This window comes from Bacteroides sp. 90-K9/2 (assembly GCF_047310725.1).
In the GTDB taxonomy this organism is placed as follows: Bacteria; Bacteroidota; Bacteroidia; order Bacteroidales; family Bacteroidaceae; genus Bacteroides; species Bacteroides vicugnae.
The window spans coordinates 1,341,760-1,358,223 of record NZ_JBCGVL010000001.1; the positions used below are offsets into that span (position 1 = coordinate 1,341,760).

A 16,464-nucleotide genomic window follows, 5' to 3' on the forward strand; every position below is an offset into this window, starting at 1 on the left:
CTTTTATTCTTCCAAAGTTGTACTTTTGTTCAAATTACTAAATAGAACAAAACTATGGCAAAATCTTATTCACTGGCTTTCATCGTTTTATTCCTGCTGACTCTGGGTAGCTGTCAGAGTCTGGAACAGATCCCCATTGATTATCTGCAACCTGCCGACTTGAGCTTTCCTCCGCAACTCCGGAAAGTAGCTATTGTGAATAACACCAGCGACGCCCCGGATAATAAACTGATAACAGAGACTGAAAAAATGAAAGAAGGTACACCATTGATAAGTCGTGCAACGGCTTATGCTAATGGAGATCCTAAGACGGCCACTGAATCACTGGCAGAAGAAATTGCACAGCAGAACTACTTCGATGAGGTGGTTATCTGTGATTCTGCCTTACGTGCCAATGATAAACTGGCCCGCGAAAGTACATTGAGCCAGGAGGAAGTGCGTCAACTGGCTTCTAACCTGGGAGTGGACTTTATTATTGCACTGGAAAACCTGCAACTCAAAGCAACAAAGACGGTCCGTTATCTGGATGAGTTCAACTGCTTTCAAGGAGCGGTAGACGTGAAAGTTTATCCCACGGTGAAAGTTTATCTTCCCGAACGTAGCAGGCCGATGACTACGCTCCATCCTACTGATAGCATTTTTTGGGAGGATTTTGGAGTTACAGCCATAGAAGCTGCCACTCGCATGATTCCCGACAAGCAGATGCTGGAAGAAGCGGCAGCATTCGCAGGAACGGTTCCGGTGAAATATATTGTCCCTATTTGGAAAAAAGGAACACGGTATCTTTACACTGGCGGTTCGGTTCCCATGCGTGACGCTGCCATTTATGTACGCGAAAATTCATGGGACGACGCATACGAACTTTGGCGTCAGGCTTTCGAAGGAACCAAGAACCAAAAGAAAAAAATGCGGGCAGCTCTCAACATCGCTGTTTACTACGAAATGAAAGATAGTTTGGCTAAAGCGGAAGAATGGGCAGAAAAGGCCCAACAACTAGCCAAGAAAATAGATAAAAAGAACATCACAGATAGTCCTCAAGCTACCATTGATGACGTGCCGAATTATTATCTTACTACCTTGTATTTAGCTGAATTAAAGGAGAGAAATGCTCAATTACCCAAGTTAAAATTGCAAATGAGCCGATTTAATGATGATTTTTAAGGAAATTGTGTATCAAATCTTATTTTTTTTATACCTTTGAACTTATAAAAAGAAGGAACCCATGAAATTGAGCCAACAATCATTATCTATTATCGAATCGGCTATCCAAAAGGTAGTCGCTAAATATGCATGTAGCTGTGAACAAACAGTCGTAACCGATATCCATCTCCAACCGGATCAGGCATCGGGACAACTTAATATTTACAACGATGATGATGAAGAACTGGCAAACATCATGATCGAAGAATGGGCTACTTATGAAGGGGATGATTTCCTTGAAAACGTGGAACCTTCTCTTCGCAACATTCTTTGCAGAATGAAGGATGCCGGAGATTTCGACAAAGTGACTATTCTAAAACCTTATTCTTTCGTCTTGGTAGATGAAGAGAAAGAAACCGTAGCAGAATTGTTGTTGATTGATGACGACACCATACTGGTAAATGATGAATTGCTGAAAGGGCTGGATAAGGAGTTGGATGACTTCTTAAAGGATTTGTTGGAAAAATAAAGAGGAATTGTTGGAGAAATAAGATACCGTTCTTTTTTAAATAGAGATCTTCAAGATCCATATAAAAAGATAATCGGAAGCAATCAGGATATGTCCTTTATTGCTTCCGATAATTTTATATATCTACCTTTCAGCAATGAAATTTGAGATTCCTTATAAAAAAGTTCTAATGCAAATGTTATAGCCGGACATATTTCATACCCGACTATAACATTTGCATTTCTATTCAATTATTTAGTTCTTCAATGTCTGTGCCTTACTCTTCTCTGCCCAGGCTTTCTCCATCCCATAGAAGTTTATTTCCTGTCCTGCAGGCTTCCCGTCCAGCTCCGCCTGTTTCTGCTCAAAGAAGGCTTTCCAACGCTGATAATACAAGTCTTTCAAGAGTCCGCTCCATTCCCGATGCGAATAATCATGTAGTCCGCCTTGATTGGCAGCAATGCTATCTCCCCAGACTGTGATTAATGCGGAAGCATTCCATTCGTACAATCGCTTTTCTTCTTCTGTAGTTCCCAAAGAACGAGCTGCATTCAACCAAGAGGAAACGGAAAATTCTTTCCGGGTAGATAACAAATGATCCTGTGCCAATATCAAGTCCAGGAATTGCTGTGTTTGTCTGCGGAAATTCTCTTTGTCCTTTCGGTCATAGCTATGTGATATTTCTTCAAGTAACACATTTCCTTTATCGGCATTACTCTGACGTACGATGTCTACCAAGTCATATTCAAAATTATTGTTTCCTTTATACTGGTCGGCAACGGAAGTAAATAGCAGGGCTGCCTTTGCTGTAGAATCCGGAGCATAAAATAGTTTGGAATATCCCCAAGTGGAAGTTCTATCCAGATGGAAACCCGGACGGGCACATAACAAAGACTCAATGGTTCCTTCACCCTGATAATCTTTCGGAGCATTGTAAACGGTGTGTTCCAATGCACGCCAAGCCTCCATTATTTCCGGTGAAACTTCTCTGCCATAACGAGCTTTCAAGTAAGTCTGCAACCATTCATCGGAAGAAAAGCGTTCTTCACGCCAAGGAAGTTCGTAAAGTAGTTCGAACATCACCGGATTATTCTCTATGCCCTCCGGGGTTGCTCCTACTCCATGCAACGTTTTCCCGTTAGTGTGTGCACAAGCATCATAATAACCGTTCACCAACTGATTCATCCGGCCGTGCAAGCCGACATTACCTCCAAAATTCAGCAACATACAATAGAGCCAGTCGTGTTTGCCAAAGCCTTTTTCCCGATACCACATGGAGTCCGGATCTCCCCATTGGGGACGTTTCTCGCTATATAAATCTAAAACGAGCAAATCTCCCTGATTAAGAGAAGCAATCATTTCTTCCCGAGGATTTGCCTGCCAGGCTTGAATGATCCAAACAGCCTTCGGATTGGCTTTCTTCATGGCTGCCATAATGGAAGCACCCGTTTTCGCCAAGTCGACTCCTTCCGTGTTGCCTCCCTCATGGAATGGGTCCATACTGTAATAGTTGGCTTTTCCATAAAGTCTCTCCAATTCCTCATAATACATAGCGGCAAAAGAATCGAAATGTTCATCTTCCGTAGAAAGGAAAGCCGGACGGGGGAAACCGCACCATTTACCGGGATCAGCGATCTGATAACCTAGCTTTTCACCAATGTTACGGGGAACCATTCCAGCATATCCGGGGAATACGGGTTCAAGACCCAACTCCCGCATGCGGGCTACGATCTTCTTCTGAAGCGCTTCTTGTTGCTGATACCAGCTATCGGGGTTCGGTCCGCCCCAACCCTCGAGATTATTCATTTGCCACCAAGCCATAAAGGCCGGGCCGGAAATAAATTCATTGACTTCTTCTGTTGTGTATCCCAAACGTTTCAGCAAATTGTACCAGACCACCTCCATTCCGGTGATGCTCAAAGGCATATTGATGCCATGCATTGCCATCCAGTCTATTTCTTTTTCCCAACGCTCCCAATCCCAGAAAGCCATGGAATAAGAATAGGTACAATAGTTCAGATAATATCTGTCCTGCATGGATGTTTCCTTACGTATCTTTTCCTGTGGAAGCGGTAGTATTTCCGGTAACTTCTGCGAAAGATTATTCCAGGAAAGATGAATACCGGCTACATATTTCAGATACCAGTTCAACCCCGTAGCCAGAGACAAATCAGAGTTTCCGGTTATCAGCACTTTACCCTCTTCAGAAGATATTTCAAAATAATCTCTTAACGGATTGTTTTCATCAGCAATCATCCGAAAAAGAATACGATCTTTCGAAGTACCCTCCGTCACACGATCTGCCAATGCATTGACAGGCGACTGTTCGGTTTGGCAGCTACATATCCATGTAGCCCCCAATAATAGAATGAATAAAAGACGTGTATACATAGCTTTATTTACAATTTATCAAATATAATAATTAAGAGTCGCATTTTATATCTATTTACTACGTTTTATTCAATGAAATAAGAAGAATTGTGGACGGCCATATACATTTATATCTTTCACCTTTCCTGACAAGAATGAACCTTTACGAACTTTCACGCGAAAAGCCGAAACCTTATAAATTTCTTTCAGATCTATAATAACCCGGTGAGGATGATTAGGTTCCATAGCCGCATCCGTATGCCAAAAAGAAGAGATATCTCCATCAAACAGGTTTTCCGCTATTCCCAAGTTCTTATCAGCTTGTTCGCTGCTTACATAAACGACTTCCCATTTAGTTTTGTCAATCGGCTGTCCCTTATCATCTATCAGTTCCACTTCCGAAATGCAGGCCTGATTATCCTCTGTGTAGGAAGACAGAGTCTCTATACAGAAATGGCGGAGAGTAGTCGCAACCGGTAAATCGAATGACTGCCACTCATTAGTCTCCTGCAAAGTAGTTTTTAATGCAAGATCACCGTCTTCCAGAATCGGAGTGCCTGCCACTGCACGACGCTGGCCCTTCTGATAATTCTTATCAATACCCAGACTATCCAGAATGGGTTGATTCAATCCTTGCAAAACACGCTTACCCGTATCTTCCATTTCAAACACTACAATTTCGTTTTCTCCCTCTTTCAGCCATGGAGCGGGCAGATAGAGTGTTTGTTGAGGGCCGATATTCCAGAAACGTCCCAGAGATTTGCCATTTACCCAGACAGCACCTTTGCCCCATTGACTCATATCCACAAAGCAGTCACCTTTCTTCTCTACTGTAAACGTTCCTTTATGGAAAGCAGGAACGCCTTTGATGGTTTCTCCAAACTCCATTTCCGAAACTTTTTCTTTATACAGAGGCAATGGAGTAATAGACCATCCGGTCAACTTTTCATTTCCCCACAAAACTTGGCTGGTGATACCTTTCCGGTTAAACAGTATATCGGGGCCGTAGTTGACGCGTCCGGTATTTTCTACCAGAATCTCCAGTGTGGCAGGTGTCTTCGGCACATTCAAGGTCACACTGTTCTGATTGTAACGACGATCCAGACTGGCTACCTGCTTACCATCAATGAGGATCACAGCATAGTCACGCAAATCCTGTATGACAAGTTTCTGTCTTCCCGCTTTGGGGAGTGTTGCCTGATAATGAATATATCCGAAATCAACCCCCAAGTCTTCCATCGACAGCACATTTTCCGACTGGGTAGTCTGATGAAATGCAGTCCTTAATGGAGCACTTTCCTTTAATTCGACTGTTGCAAAAGTGGTAGTCGGATTATCTGCCGGAACTTCCGGAAGCACTGTTCCCGCAGGCAGGTATTTCTGAATCACTTCCCTGAATGCATGATATTTGGGATAACAATTTCCCCATTCACCCAAGGGAGCGTCATAATCATAGCTTGTGGGCTGGGGCTGATAACCGCCTCCGGTATTGGCTCCATTGGTATACTCAAAGTTTGTACCTCCATGGAACATATACATGCTGACAGAAACACCATGGCTCAACATCCAGTCCAGCTGTTCGGCAGGACGTTCATAAGCAACAGAAGAATGTCGTCTGCCCCACTCATCAAACCAGGCCGGATAAAACTCCGCAACAAAATAGGGACCGCCCTTTTGGTACTTATCTACCACTTTGAATATATCTTCACCAAACACTCCGTTCAATGTAGGCAGTGCGCCCTCAACATGTCCGGCTTCCACCTGTCCACCACCGTCGCAGGTAAATAGCGGAACATTGAATCCTGCTTCTTTAATCATATCGCGGATAGCGGCAAGATACTCTTTATCCGCTGCATACGATCCATATTCATTCTCCACCTGCACCATAATAATATTACCTCCATTATTGATGGTCAAAGGAGACAGTTGTTTGCCAAGTTCTTTGATATATCGTTCACAATAGGACAGGAAACGCGGATCTTTACTACGATAAGTCAGCTCCTTTTCTTTCAGCAGCCACGACGGGTAACCTCCGAAATCCCATTCTGCACATACATACGGACCGGGACGAAGAATCACATACAGTCCCTCTTCCTGTGCCGTACGGATAAATTCCGCAATATCAGCCTGTCCGCTAAAGTCAAATTCTCCCGGCTGACGTTCATGGAAGTTCCAAAAGACGTAGGCAGACACCGTATTCAGTCCCATCGCACGCGCTCTCTTCAGGCGGTCACGCCAATACTCGTGCGGAATGCGGGGATAGTGCATTTCTCCACAAATCAACTGGACATCCTTTCCCTCGATAGTAAAAGTACCATTTCCTATTCTAACCTGTTCCTTGGGGGAGGAACAGGATGAAATTAGAAATGATACTATGATGTTAAGTATAACAAGTACGGTTTTATGATTTTTGTTCATCTTCATTCAAATAAGATGTGAATTCCGAATACTCCGACCGCAACATGAAATCCATTCCATACGGTCGGAAGTATTCATCAATTTATTTTTAGAATGTAACTGTTCCGAACAGGTTTACAGCGTATTTTTTTGCATCATCATACCAATGAGTCACATTTTCTGTTTGAGCAAACTTAATGGCATATACCGAATTGTATTTCCAATCGGCTACTTTTTCCGGCATCCAGATTCCTACTTTATAAGTCCCGCTCACACCGGCTGCCACACTTCCTTTGATAGTGTATTTCGCAGCCTGATTCGGTTCCTGATCAGTAGACGGAATCCAAGTCTTAGGATCCACATCCAGTTTAAATTCTTTCACTACCTGACCGCTTTCGGAAACCAGTACGAGATATACCTCTTTCGGATTAATCACCGTAGCAAAACCGGTATTCGTAATCGTCAGATCATATTCCAGATTTCCACCTTTTGCTTCTACTTTCGATTCACTTTGGAGATTCAGACGATAGCCCAAATGGTCGCGGACAAAATCATAGAATGAACGAACAACATCATTGCCCTCCTCATCTTTGAAATAACTCTCATCGAACAGAATATGATTATCATTTAATAAAGCGGGATTTACTTTTACCCGTTTCCAACTCATGATATTCAAATCAAAGTTTTGTGTCACATCAAATGCCGAGTAACGGTGTTCGCGCAAAATACGCAGTGATTTTATCGGACTAATCAACGCTGCCAATCCCCATTCTGTATCCTCATTATAAGGGATCTCACCGCTCATATAGAAATTGTTCGCTTTCACCTCTTCCGTTATCTGCTTGTAGTCATCCGTATTAGGAACAAAGTCATTGCCCGGTGCAAGCGGATGTTCGCCGGCTGTAAAATAATCATTCGCATATCCGATGCGTCCACGAGATCCTTCCTGTTCCAGTGTCAACGCTTTCTTATGATTCGGATAACGCATTTCTACACAATAAGGTGAAGGTAAGGCTCTCAATAAAGCACTGACGATTGCATTCTTCGCACTCTGGTCATTCATCAACGGAGAAGTATGCCACTCTCCCCAAGCACCGATAAAACCAACCTGCATGGTAGCAATTTGTCCAATGTATTCATTCAACAGAGGAGTCAGTTGTTCGATGTGCCGGAGAATCCATTGTTTGGATTCGCCACCGGAAGTATTCAGTCCGGCGTGATTGTATGCAAAACGAAGAATGGCTTTATATCCCTGCGCTTTCATCAATTCGAATATCTTGCGGATATTTGACAGAGCTTCAGCATCCAGATCCTTACTCACCCAGTTAGTTAAGTAGATATATTGCTGCACAAGAGTCAGGTTATCGTCCTTTGCATCAAATTGCTCTACTTTCTTCGTATACAAATCATTGCCATAAACCTCATAATCATTATATGGACTTTTCATTTGGTCGGCAAGCAAATTACATTCCAAGTGGAATCCCCTATCGGGATTCCTAAGCGACTCGATCGGTACAATATTTCCTGTTACCTCCGGAGTTTCCGGTTCACTCGTTCCGTCTTCTTCTCCATATTGTCCCGCATATACATCTATTGTATCAGAACAAAAGCTACACATAATACCTAATAATAAGGTAGATAATATGGTCATAGTTTTCTTTATATTGATTAACATGATTGATATACTTTTAATTTTCACCCGATTAATTTTCATTGTAGATAAAACGTGCAGGAGCACCGGTTGTCCAAGGACTCCACAATGTTGCTCCTCCATCATGAAGAATACATTGATGAGACATATCATCAGTGACCAACAGATAAGAATACGGTCCGGTATGATTAGTGATTGCATCACCGCTCCATTGACCGGAAGCACACAAATTGAATTTCCAGTCGTTCAAATGCGCCTGTCCTTTTACTGATTCATAATATTCAGGATCTTTCAATACATTCCATTGACCTTCGGCAGTTCCGGCTTCCGCAAACAAATTCTTATATTCCTGTATGGTCGGCAAACGCCATCCCTTAGGTGCTATCTTATCACGAATATCGTAATGATAATGCACTCCATAGGCTTTCACTCTACCTTCTCCGAGCGACGCAGGTGTATTTTTGAAATTATTCGCTTCAATATCTGTACCATCAGCATATTTAGTCGCACGCAGGTTATCCGCCAACCAAACCAATGACGTTTTATCACTATAAAATATACGAACAACACGGTAAGTAATCTTTTCATCTCCACGAACATCGACGAAGCGCATCATTTCTGTCATATTCAATACTCCGGAAGAACGCGATACCCATTGCCCATCATCAGTCTTCACATTCCAATACACAGAATTGGAAGTCCAACGTTTGATGGAAAGTTTATCGAGCAGTGCCTGAAGTTCTTCATGAGTCAATGATGCTTTACCATTCACAACTCCCACACTCTGTTCGGCAACCGTCTGTATCATTTCGGGATCCAGTGAGAAACAAAGCGAGTACGAGGTGGATTCAGGCCATTCCTGGGTATTCCATTCAAATTGCACAGCAGTCTCCGGGGCATTTTCAGCCAAGGAAATCTTAGTCAAATCTTCCGGCTGCACTAATTTGCTAGTCATACGTTTCACCCGAATGGTGCGTGCTTCCGAAGCTGCTGCGGTTATATTACCTGTTTCTTTGACCGTCCAATACAGTATTGCTTCCTGTCCCGCTTTAATTCCCAATTGAGAAAAACTCTGATCGGCAGTCAATGCAGATATCGCAACAGAAGTCGATTTTCCTGCATCAATTATCACCGGTTCTTTGAATTTCCTGTCAGCACAAATAAGCAGCTTTGCTCCATTTTCCAGAGGCTTCTCCCAAGAGAAACTATATTTCTCAATCGATAAATCATTCAAATCAATGATCGCTCCATCTTGAGGCGTGCTCAAGTAAATATCCGACATCGGAATGATCACATTGTACTTGTCTTCCTTACATCCGGCAAGCAACAATATTCCTAATAGACTATATAATAAATGTTTCATAATGCTATCTATTTTTTAGTAACCGGGATTTTGAATTATAATGCCTTGTCCTTCAGTTATCAGATGAGTAGGCAACGGGAATTTCTCATATTTATATTGTCCATCCACTTTCGTTTCTATTTTACCTGTCGGTTGTCCGGCAAATCTTGCTTTGGCAAGTGCTGCTTCAATAAATTTTCCATGGCGGATCAAATCCTGACGGCGCACTCCTTCAAAATAGAATTCATGTCCACGTTCTTCCAACAGTTTATCCAGAAAATCTTCTACTGATGAGAAATCACTCAGTTGATAAGCTTTCAATCCACCATGAGTAACCCGCACCTGATTCAACAGGCCAATCGCCTCTTGAGTGATACTGTTTCCATTGCGAACGATAGCTTCCGAAAGTAAAGTCAATACATCCGCATAACGATAGATGGGCATATCTATTTCGCACTTCTCTCCTATTACACCCTCAATTTTATATTTCACCGGAATTGCACCGTAGAAAAGTATACCTGTCGTACCACCGTCACGGTCAAGCGCCCGGCTATGGTGTACGCCCTCCGTACCTGTATATTCACCAATAATTCTTTCGCGTCTCTTGTCTTTTGGATCATACGATTCGTATGCAGGCCAGGAAATTTTATACCCTCCCCAGGCAGTTACCGACATTCCGGCTGGAAGAGGATAGTCTGAAGTCAGTACGTGAGCGAACCATTTCTGTTCCATCACACCGGCCTCGGCCACACATGAGAATATGACTTCCGAATTCTTTTCACCAGATAAAGAGAACAGAGAGTTATAATCGTCTACCAATTTATAACCATATTCCGGTTTTGTCAATTCACGTCCTATTTTCTCCGCCTCATCCCATTGCTTAGTCATCATGTAGAATTTCAGCAATAATGTATTGGCCAATCCTTTGGTGAAACGTCCGTAATTTGTATCTTCATACTTATAAGGCAACACATTAGCTGCATCTTTCAAGTTGGAAACAATGTATTCACGCATGGCTTCTTCCGACAAACGTGGAATAACAATCTCCGCTTCCGGTTTTTGCAAAGTCTCCAGATCAGCGATAGGTATCGGACCGTACATATCATACATCAGGAAAGCCAGGAAACCACGTCCGCATTTCAATTCCGCCATATAGCGAGCTTTCAAGGTTTCATCCATATTCACGTCCTTGATGCGATCCATTGTCAAAGTCATGGAAGCCAAATACTGGGAATAGTCATACACACGACGATAGTCACCGTCAATATGCCAGTCATTAGCTTCATACGAATTGTATACGGTAGTCCATCCCCAAGTGTTTTCCACATAATCGGTTACCATTTCCGAAGTCGTCACATAGCCTGCCGCTACTTCAAAGATCCCCCACGGAGAGAACACATAATAAGCACTCGAATTGACCAAAGCATTTACGTCTTCAGCATTTTGGGGAAACATTCCCGGATTAATTTTATTATATACTTCCTGCTCCAGCGTACAAGACGAAATGAGGAACAAGAGAGTTGCTATTGCAGTATAAATTGTCTTTTTCATATTCATCACTTATTAGAAAGATATTGATACACCAAAATTATACGAGGTTACATTCGGATATGCATAGGTCCCGTTGTCCGTTTCTGGGTCCAGACCTGTCCAGTTAGTAATCACAAACGGATTGTTCACGTCTACATATACACGAAGATTCTTGGCAATCTTCTGGCTGACAGGCACTTTATATCCCAATGTAATGCTTCCACAACGAACATAATAGATAGATTTCACATAATAGTCACCCCATCCGCTTCCACCTCTGACGAATGTCGGATCAGTGGCTGTCAGGTTATTGCTATTGAAAGCTTTCAGGGCATAAGTAGAAACATTGATACCATTGTCCATACGTGTCCAGCCCTCATAATAACTGGCTCCTCTCTTTCTGCCGGCTTCTCCATAGAAATAGATATTCAAGTCAAAGTTCTTATATCTGAACGAGTTGTTCAGACCGTAGATTATTTTGGGGTCACCATTACCCATATATACTTTATCCTCATCTCCCAATACTCCGTTTCCATCGCGGTCTTTCAGTTTCATCATACCCGGAACCAAGTCTTTTTGAGCGTCCGGAACTTTTTCTCCCGGTTGCAGGATACCAAGCGCTTCATATTCCCACCATGCACGAATCGGATCATTTTCTTTTTCATAAGGTTTGGGTTTCCAGTTCGGGTCACGTGTCAGCCAACGGTCATTGTAATGTGACAAGGTTAATGTCGTATCCCATTCAAAATCTTTAGTAACGATATTCACCGTATTCACTGTGATTTCCACACCCTGACTTTGTGTTGATCCTATATTACCCGCTATTTTATTTATCTCATTATAAAAAGGCAATGGTTTATTTGTCACCAACAAGTCTGTAATCTTACGTTTGAAGTATTCGGCTGTCAACTTAAACCGGTTGTTGAGTATGCCTAGATCCACACCTACATTAAATTCCGTGGTCGTTTCCCAAGTCAGGCTCCTGTTACCCAAATCCGAAGCATATACTCCTGTTGATTCTGCACCTCCGATAATAGCACTTCTTCCCACTTCATAATAGTCGTAAATGCGATAACCGACATTAGAGTTACCTGTCTGTCCGTAAGAAGTTCTTAACTTCAACATAGACAACCAGTTTGAAGCTCCCTTCATGAACTTTTCTTCACTGATCATCCAACCGGCTGATATGGACGGGAAATACCCCCAACGATTTTCCGGGGCAAAATTGGAAGCAGCATCAGCACGAACTGTAGCTTCCAGTAAATATCTGCCTTTATACGAGTAATTGGCACGGGCAAACAGAGAAGCAATACTGTTAATAGAAGCCCATGAACCTACAGAAGGTTTCTTGTAATTACCTGAACCCAAACTATTATATCCGAAACCATCTACAAGAAAGTCTTCATTTCCGGCACTCAATCCATCATTCTTAAATTTCTGGAATGAATAACCACCAATAGCTTTCACGTTATGATCACCAAAACTCTTGGAATATTGTGCTGTCAGCTCCATCAGATAGGTAGTACTTGTTTCCTGCGAAATATCCGCTCTTCCGTTTTTGGTCTTTCCCTGCAAAGTTGTTTTAGGCAAATAGCTGGAACGTTTCTGGAAACTACGGTCGACGCCTAACTGCAACTTCACTTCCAATTCTTTCAAAGGTTTCACGGATACGAATGCAGAGCCTATGATCCGGTCTTTTACAGTGTTATCCTTTATATCCAACAGAGACACCGGATTTGCAACAAAAGGACGTTTCGGATCAATATAATAATTTCCTTCAGAATCATAGATAGGAATAGTAGGATTGGACTGGATAGCACCGGTCAATACACCGGAATATTCATTGGCATTGTCTCCCAGCGGAACATTATCATACTTATTCTGTGAGTAAGTAGCAGTCAGTCCGAAAGAAACATATTCACTCAATTCCTGATCCAGATTCAAACGGGCAGAAAAACGGCTGACACCATTATTCTTGACAATACCCTCCTGATTCATATAGTTGACAGAAGCCAGATAACGGGTTTTCTCCGTACCACCATTCACAGAAAGATTGTGCTGTTGCGTATATCCATTGCGCATCACCGCATCCAACCAATCGGTACCGCTAGCTGTCAATATTTCATCATTATTGAAAGTGGGTTTATATTGAGTAGGCGGAGTGTCCTGCTTTTCAACATATCCTTCATAGATACCCATTCCGTTCAACTTTAACCACTCTTCATACATCTGTTTATTATACATATCCATATACATACGGGTATCAAGCATCTTATAGTTGGAACGGGCTACCTGCACCGATCCCATACCGGAATAAGTCACTCTGGGCTTCTGACTCTTACCGCGTTTGGTGGTAATCAAAACAACTCCATGTCCGGCACGCGCACCATAAATAGCCGTAGAAGCAGCATCTTTCAACACAGAAATGGATTCAATGTCATCCGGATTCAATGATTCCAGTACATTATCGATATTACCCGATTCGTAGAAACCATTACCCGAACTTAAATTGGAAGTAGAAGATACCGGGAAGCCGTCGATTACAAATAAAGGTTCATTACCAGCACCTGTAGACGCCTCTCCACGAATACGGAATTTCGCTTCACCGCCCGGCTGCGCAGAAACCTGGTTCACACGGAATCCTGCTGCTTTACCTGCCAACGCACGAGATACATTCGGTACGGTATTCATCTCCACATCTCCCATGTTTACCATAGAAACGGCACCGGTCAATGTCTTCTTGCTCTGTGTACCGTAACCCACCACTACCACTTCGTCAAGTTGTTTGGAATCTTCCTGCAAAGTGATTCTCATGTTTTTTCCGGGTTGTACGGCAACCGTCTGCGACTGATAGCCGATATAGGAGATATCGAGCTGTGCCTTCGATGAAGAAACGGAGAGTTTGAAATTCCCGTCAATATCTGTTATCGTACCGTTACCCTGTACTCCTTTTTCTAACACACTGGCCCCGATAATCGGTTCCCCCTGTGCATCTGATATAGTACCGGATATGGTTATTTTCTTTTCTTGTTCCGGAGACTGTGCCTCGATGGATAATATTATCTTCTTGTCCAGTACCGAATATTTTACATTAGTACCGGAAAAGATTTCTTTCAACACACTAAAAATGTTGCTTTTATCAGCGGAAACTGATACGCGACGATTCAAATCGACATGCTTATTATTGAAGAAAAAATCGAAATCAGACTGCGCTTCAATCTCTTTCAAAATGTCCTCCACTCGCTGATTACGTACATCAATACTGATTAAAGCCTTTTGAGCGTAACTATCGGCTGCATAGCTCAATCCGATAGAACATACAAAGAACAAAACCAATAGTCTCATAGATAATGGGATTTTTTTTGAGGTTAGCCAAAGTGACTTTACCACCCACAAAAATTGGATGCTAAAATAATTTTGCATAAATTTGTAATGACTTAAAGTTAATAAAAAGTTTATCTAAGCTTGTCGCCAAACAAGCATCAAAAAGATTTACCGATTTCCATACGGGGAGATACGCCAATATCCTCCCGTATGTTTTTGTTTAAGGGGATCTGTCTTTCATTGCATTTTTGTTTTTAAGGTTAATCAATCAATATATTTCAATTTTACTCTTTTCATCTTTTATATCCGGCGAATCAAGATAACGCCAACGGATTTGAGAAGAAAGCTGGAAATATTCCAGAATACGCTCCAAGCGTTGATTAGTAAACGTACCTGTAAATGAGTCTCCTTTCAAACGGTCGTTTTTAATAATGAATTCCACGTTATACCGCTTCTCCAACATTCGCAATCCCTCTTTGAGAGGAGTATTTTTGAATATAATCTTTCCCTCTTTCCATGCTATTTCCGACTCGCCGGAGGTGGCATAAAGCTGTACTTTACTGTCTCTTGTATCATAGACCAATTTCTGTCCGGGATCCATCAGTACTTTTTTCGAACCATTGTCAGATGAATAAATAAAACCTATCTTTCCTTCAACCAATGTTGCTGCAATCCGGTCTTCTTTTTCATAAGCCTCTACATTAAAATGAGTTCCCAATACCTCGATCTGTGACTGGTGGGAAGTAGAGACTATAAATTTCTTTTCCGGATTCTTGGCTACTTCAAAATAAGCTTCTCCCTGCAATGTTACATTTCTCGTGTCGCCGTCAAAGCGTGAGGGATAACTCAAAGTAGATTCGGAATTCAGGAAAACCAGTGTACCGTCGGGCAATGTCAAAGAAGTCATCATTCCTGGATTCGTCTTCACTTCCATGATTTGTACCAGTTCCTGTTCGCTTCCTCCCCAGTGTTGTACCATCAGAGTAACGAGAAGTGGAATGAACAGCACTGCTGCCGCACGTTGCGCCCATTCCCACCATGTCGTTTTCCTTTGTCTGTTACCTGTCATTCTACTTTTCACCTTTGTCAATGCTTTCTCTGTGTCGACTTTCGTCATGATGTGAACGGTATCTGTGGCAAGATAGAGAGCATGTATTTGTTTGGCCATCCGTCGGTTTTCTTCCGATTCATCCATCCACGTCTCAACTTGCAGACGCTCTTCTTCCGTTGCCAGTCCCTCACAATAACGGGGAAGCAATTCTTCTATTGTATTTTTATCAGTCTTATCCATATTCGTATTTTATTGCCTTTTACTATAAGACAAGGGAGACTTTAGAGATTCCTAAACCAAATCTCATTTTTTTTCAGAAAATCTTTGTTTTCTTATAAAAAAGCTATATTTGCAGTGAAATATCGAACTAATGCATGAAAGAAATTCACCTGTCAGACAACAATTTTCTATTATCTGCCATACAACAGGGAGACCAAAAGGCATTTGATGCACTGTTTCGGAGATATTATCCGGCACTGTGCGCCTACGGCCATCGCTTCGTCGATCTGGAAGATGCGGAAGAAATTGTGCAGGATTCTCTTTTATGGATTTGGGAAAATAGAGAAAATCTGATTATCGAAACCTCGCTTAGTTCATACCTCTTTAAAATGATATACCGCAAAGCTCTGAACAAGCTTGCACATATTGATGCCACCCAACGTGCCGACACTCGATTTTATGAAGAGATGCAGGAGATGCTACAAGATACGGATCTTTATCAAGTCGAAGAGTTGACACAACGTATCAAAAATGCCATTGCCACATTGCCGGAAAGTTACCGGGAAGCTTTTGTGATGCATCGGTTCCGGGATATGAGTTATAAAGAAATAGCTGAGATTTTGGGAGTATCTCCCAAAACTGTAGATTACCGCATTCAACAGGCACTAAAGCAACTACGTGTAGATTTAAAGGATTATCTGCCGTTATTGCTACCGATTCTATTTCCTTAAAAATAAGCCAGCCATCTATTTTCTTATCTATTACTATCTATTTACTAAAGTACTGATAGATAACTTCTGTTGCATTAGAGGTAAACTTACATTCCCCTGCTGACAAACTTCTTTTTGACCGAGAGAAAACTATAATTGCAAGCTTCATTTATATAACTGCAAGTTCCGGTTATATAAATGCAACTTGCAATTATATAATCA

Annotated in this window: 10 protein-coding genes; 3 read left to right on the forward strand and 7 right to left on the reverse strand. The window is 42.0% G+C overall.

Translation table 11 applies throughout. The features are described from left to right. Window positions 1-54 precede the first annotated feature (54 nt). Both AAHJ11_RS05280 and AAHJ11_RS05285 read left to right on the forward strand, forming a co-directional pair. Window positions 55-1,161, forward strand: coding sequence for a DUF6340 family protein (locus AAHJ11_RS05280; RefSeq protein ID WP_148364396.1), 1,107 nt, complete (start codon window positions 55-57; stop codon window positions 1,159-1,161). Window positions 1,162-1,222: 61 nt separating this feature from the next. Beyond that, window positions 1,223-1,669 carry a hypothetical protein gene (locus tag AAHJ11_RS05285; protein WP_148364395.1) on the forward strand — a complete coding sequence of 149 codons (447 nt, stop codon included), beginning with the start codon at window positions 1,223-1,225 and terminating at the stop codon, window positions 1,667-1,669. 234 nt (window positions 1,670-1,903) lie between these two features. Here AAHJ11_RS05285 and AAHJ11_RS05290 read toward each other — a convergent pair whose 3' ends face one another. From AAHJ11_RS05290 to AAHJ11_RS05320, 7 genes are all read right to left on the reverse strand, one after another. Next, the gene (locus AAHJ11_RS05290) at window positions 1,904-4,039 is read right to left on the reverse strand and encodes an alpha-N-acetylglucosaminidase (protein ID WP_320980137.1); all 2,136 of its coding nucleotides are present in this window, start codon (window positions 4,037-4,039) and stop codon (window positions 1,904-1,906) included. A gap of 69 nt (window positions 4,040-4,108) precedes the next feature. Continuing rightward, window positions 4,109-6,436 (reverse strand): beta-galactosidase, encoded by a 2,328-nt coding sequence (locus AAHJ11_RS05295; RefSeq protein ID WP_413579150.1) that lies wholly within the window; start codon window positions 6,434-6,436, stop codon window positions 4,109-4,111. A gap of 88 nt (window positions 6,437-6,524) precedes the next feature. Then, a complete protein-coding gene (locus AAHJ11_RS05300; protein ID WP_297284621.1) occupies window positions 6,525-8,090 on the reverse strand; it encodes a DUF4874 domain-containing protein in 1,566 nt (521 codons plus the stop codon). A 28-nt stretch (window positions 8,091-8,118) separates the two neighbouring features. Next, window positions 8,119-9,429: a SusE domain-containing protein gene (locus AAHJ11_RS05305; protein WP_320974481.1), complete on the reverse strand. Its 1,311-nt coding sequence runs from the start codon at window positions 9,427-9,429 to the stop codon at window positions 8,119-8,121. 15 nt (window positions 9,430-9,444) lie between these two features. Continuing rightward, entirely contained in the window at window positions 9,445-10,959 is a 1,515-nt protein-coding gene (locus AAHJ11_RS05310; protein WP_148364391.1) for a RagB/SusD family nutrient uptake outer membrane protein, read from the reverse strand. Window positions 10,960-10,971: 12 nt separating this feature from the next. Beyond that, window positions 10,972-14,361: a TonB-dependent receptor gene (locus AAHJ11_RS05315; RefSeq protein ID WP_309569299.1), complete on the reverse strand. Its 3,390-nt coding sequence runs from the start codon at window positions 14,359-14,361 to the stop codon at window positions 10,972-10,974. A gap of 169 nt (window positions 14,362-14,530) precedes the next feature. Next, window positions 14,531-15,553 carry a FecR family protein gene (locus tag AAHJ11_RS05320; protein WP_148364389.1) on the reverse strand — a complete coding sequence of 341 codons (1,023 nt, stop codon included), beginning with the start codon at window positions 15,551-15,553 and terminating at the stop codon, window positions 14,531-14,533. A gap of 134 nt (window positions 15,554-15,687) precedes the next feature. Here AAHJ11_RS05320 and AAHJ11_RS05325 point away from each other — a divergent pair, with 134 nt between their 5' ends. Beyond that, entirely contained in the window at window positions 15,688-16,263 is a 576-nt protein-coding gene (locus AAHJ11_RS05325) for an RNA polymerase sigma-70 factor (RefSeq protein WP_148364388.1), read from the forward strand. The last annotated feature ends 201 nt before the right edge of the window (window positions 16,264-16,464 follow it).

Excerpts from the sequence above, each read along its gene's own strand:
- AAHJ11_RS05320 (WP_148364389.1), bottom strand. The coding sequence starts at position 15,553 with ATGGATAAGACTGATAAAAATACAATAGAAGAATTGCTTCCCCGTTAT.
- AAHJ11_RS05280 (WP_148364396.1), top strand. The coding sequence starts at position 55 with ATGGCAAAATCTTATTCACTGGCTTTCATCGTTTTATTCCTGCTGACT.
- AAHJ11_RS05305 (WP_320974481.1), bottom strand. The coding sequence starts at position 9,429 with ATGAAACATTTATTATATAGTCTATTAGGAATATTGTTGCTTGCCGGA.
- AAHJ11_RS05290 (WP_320980137.1), bottom strand. The coding sequence starts at position 4,039 with ATGTATACACGTCTTTTATTCATTCTATTATTGGGGGCTACATGGATA.
- AAHJ11_RS05285 (WP_148364395.1), top strand. The coding sequence starts at position 1,223 with ATGAAATTGAGCCAACAATCATTATCTATTATCGAATCGGCTATCCAA.
- AAHJ11_RS05310 (WP_148364391.1), bottom strand. The coding sequence starts at position 10,959 with ATGAAAAAGACAATTTATACTGCAATAGCAACTCTCTTGTTCCTCATT.
- AAHJ11_RS05295 (WP_413579150.1), bottom strand. The coding sequence starts at position 6,436 with ATGAACAAAAATCATAAAACCGTACTTGTTATACTTAACATCATAGTA.
- AAHJ11_RS05315 (WP_309569299.1), bottom strand. The coding sequence starts at position 14,361 with ATGCAAAATTATTTTAGCATCCAATTTTTGTGGGTGGTAAAGTCACTT.
- AAHJ11_RS05300 (WP_297284621.1), bottom strand. The coding sequence starts at position 8,090 with ATGTTAATCAATATAAAGAAAACTATGACCATATTATCTACCTTATTA.
- AAHJ11_RS05325 (WP_148364388.1), top strand. The coding sequence starts at position 15,688 with ATGAAAGAAATTCACCTGTCAGACAACAATTTTCTATTATCTGCCATA.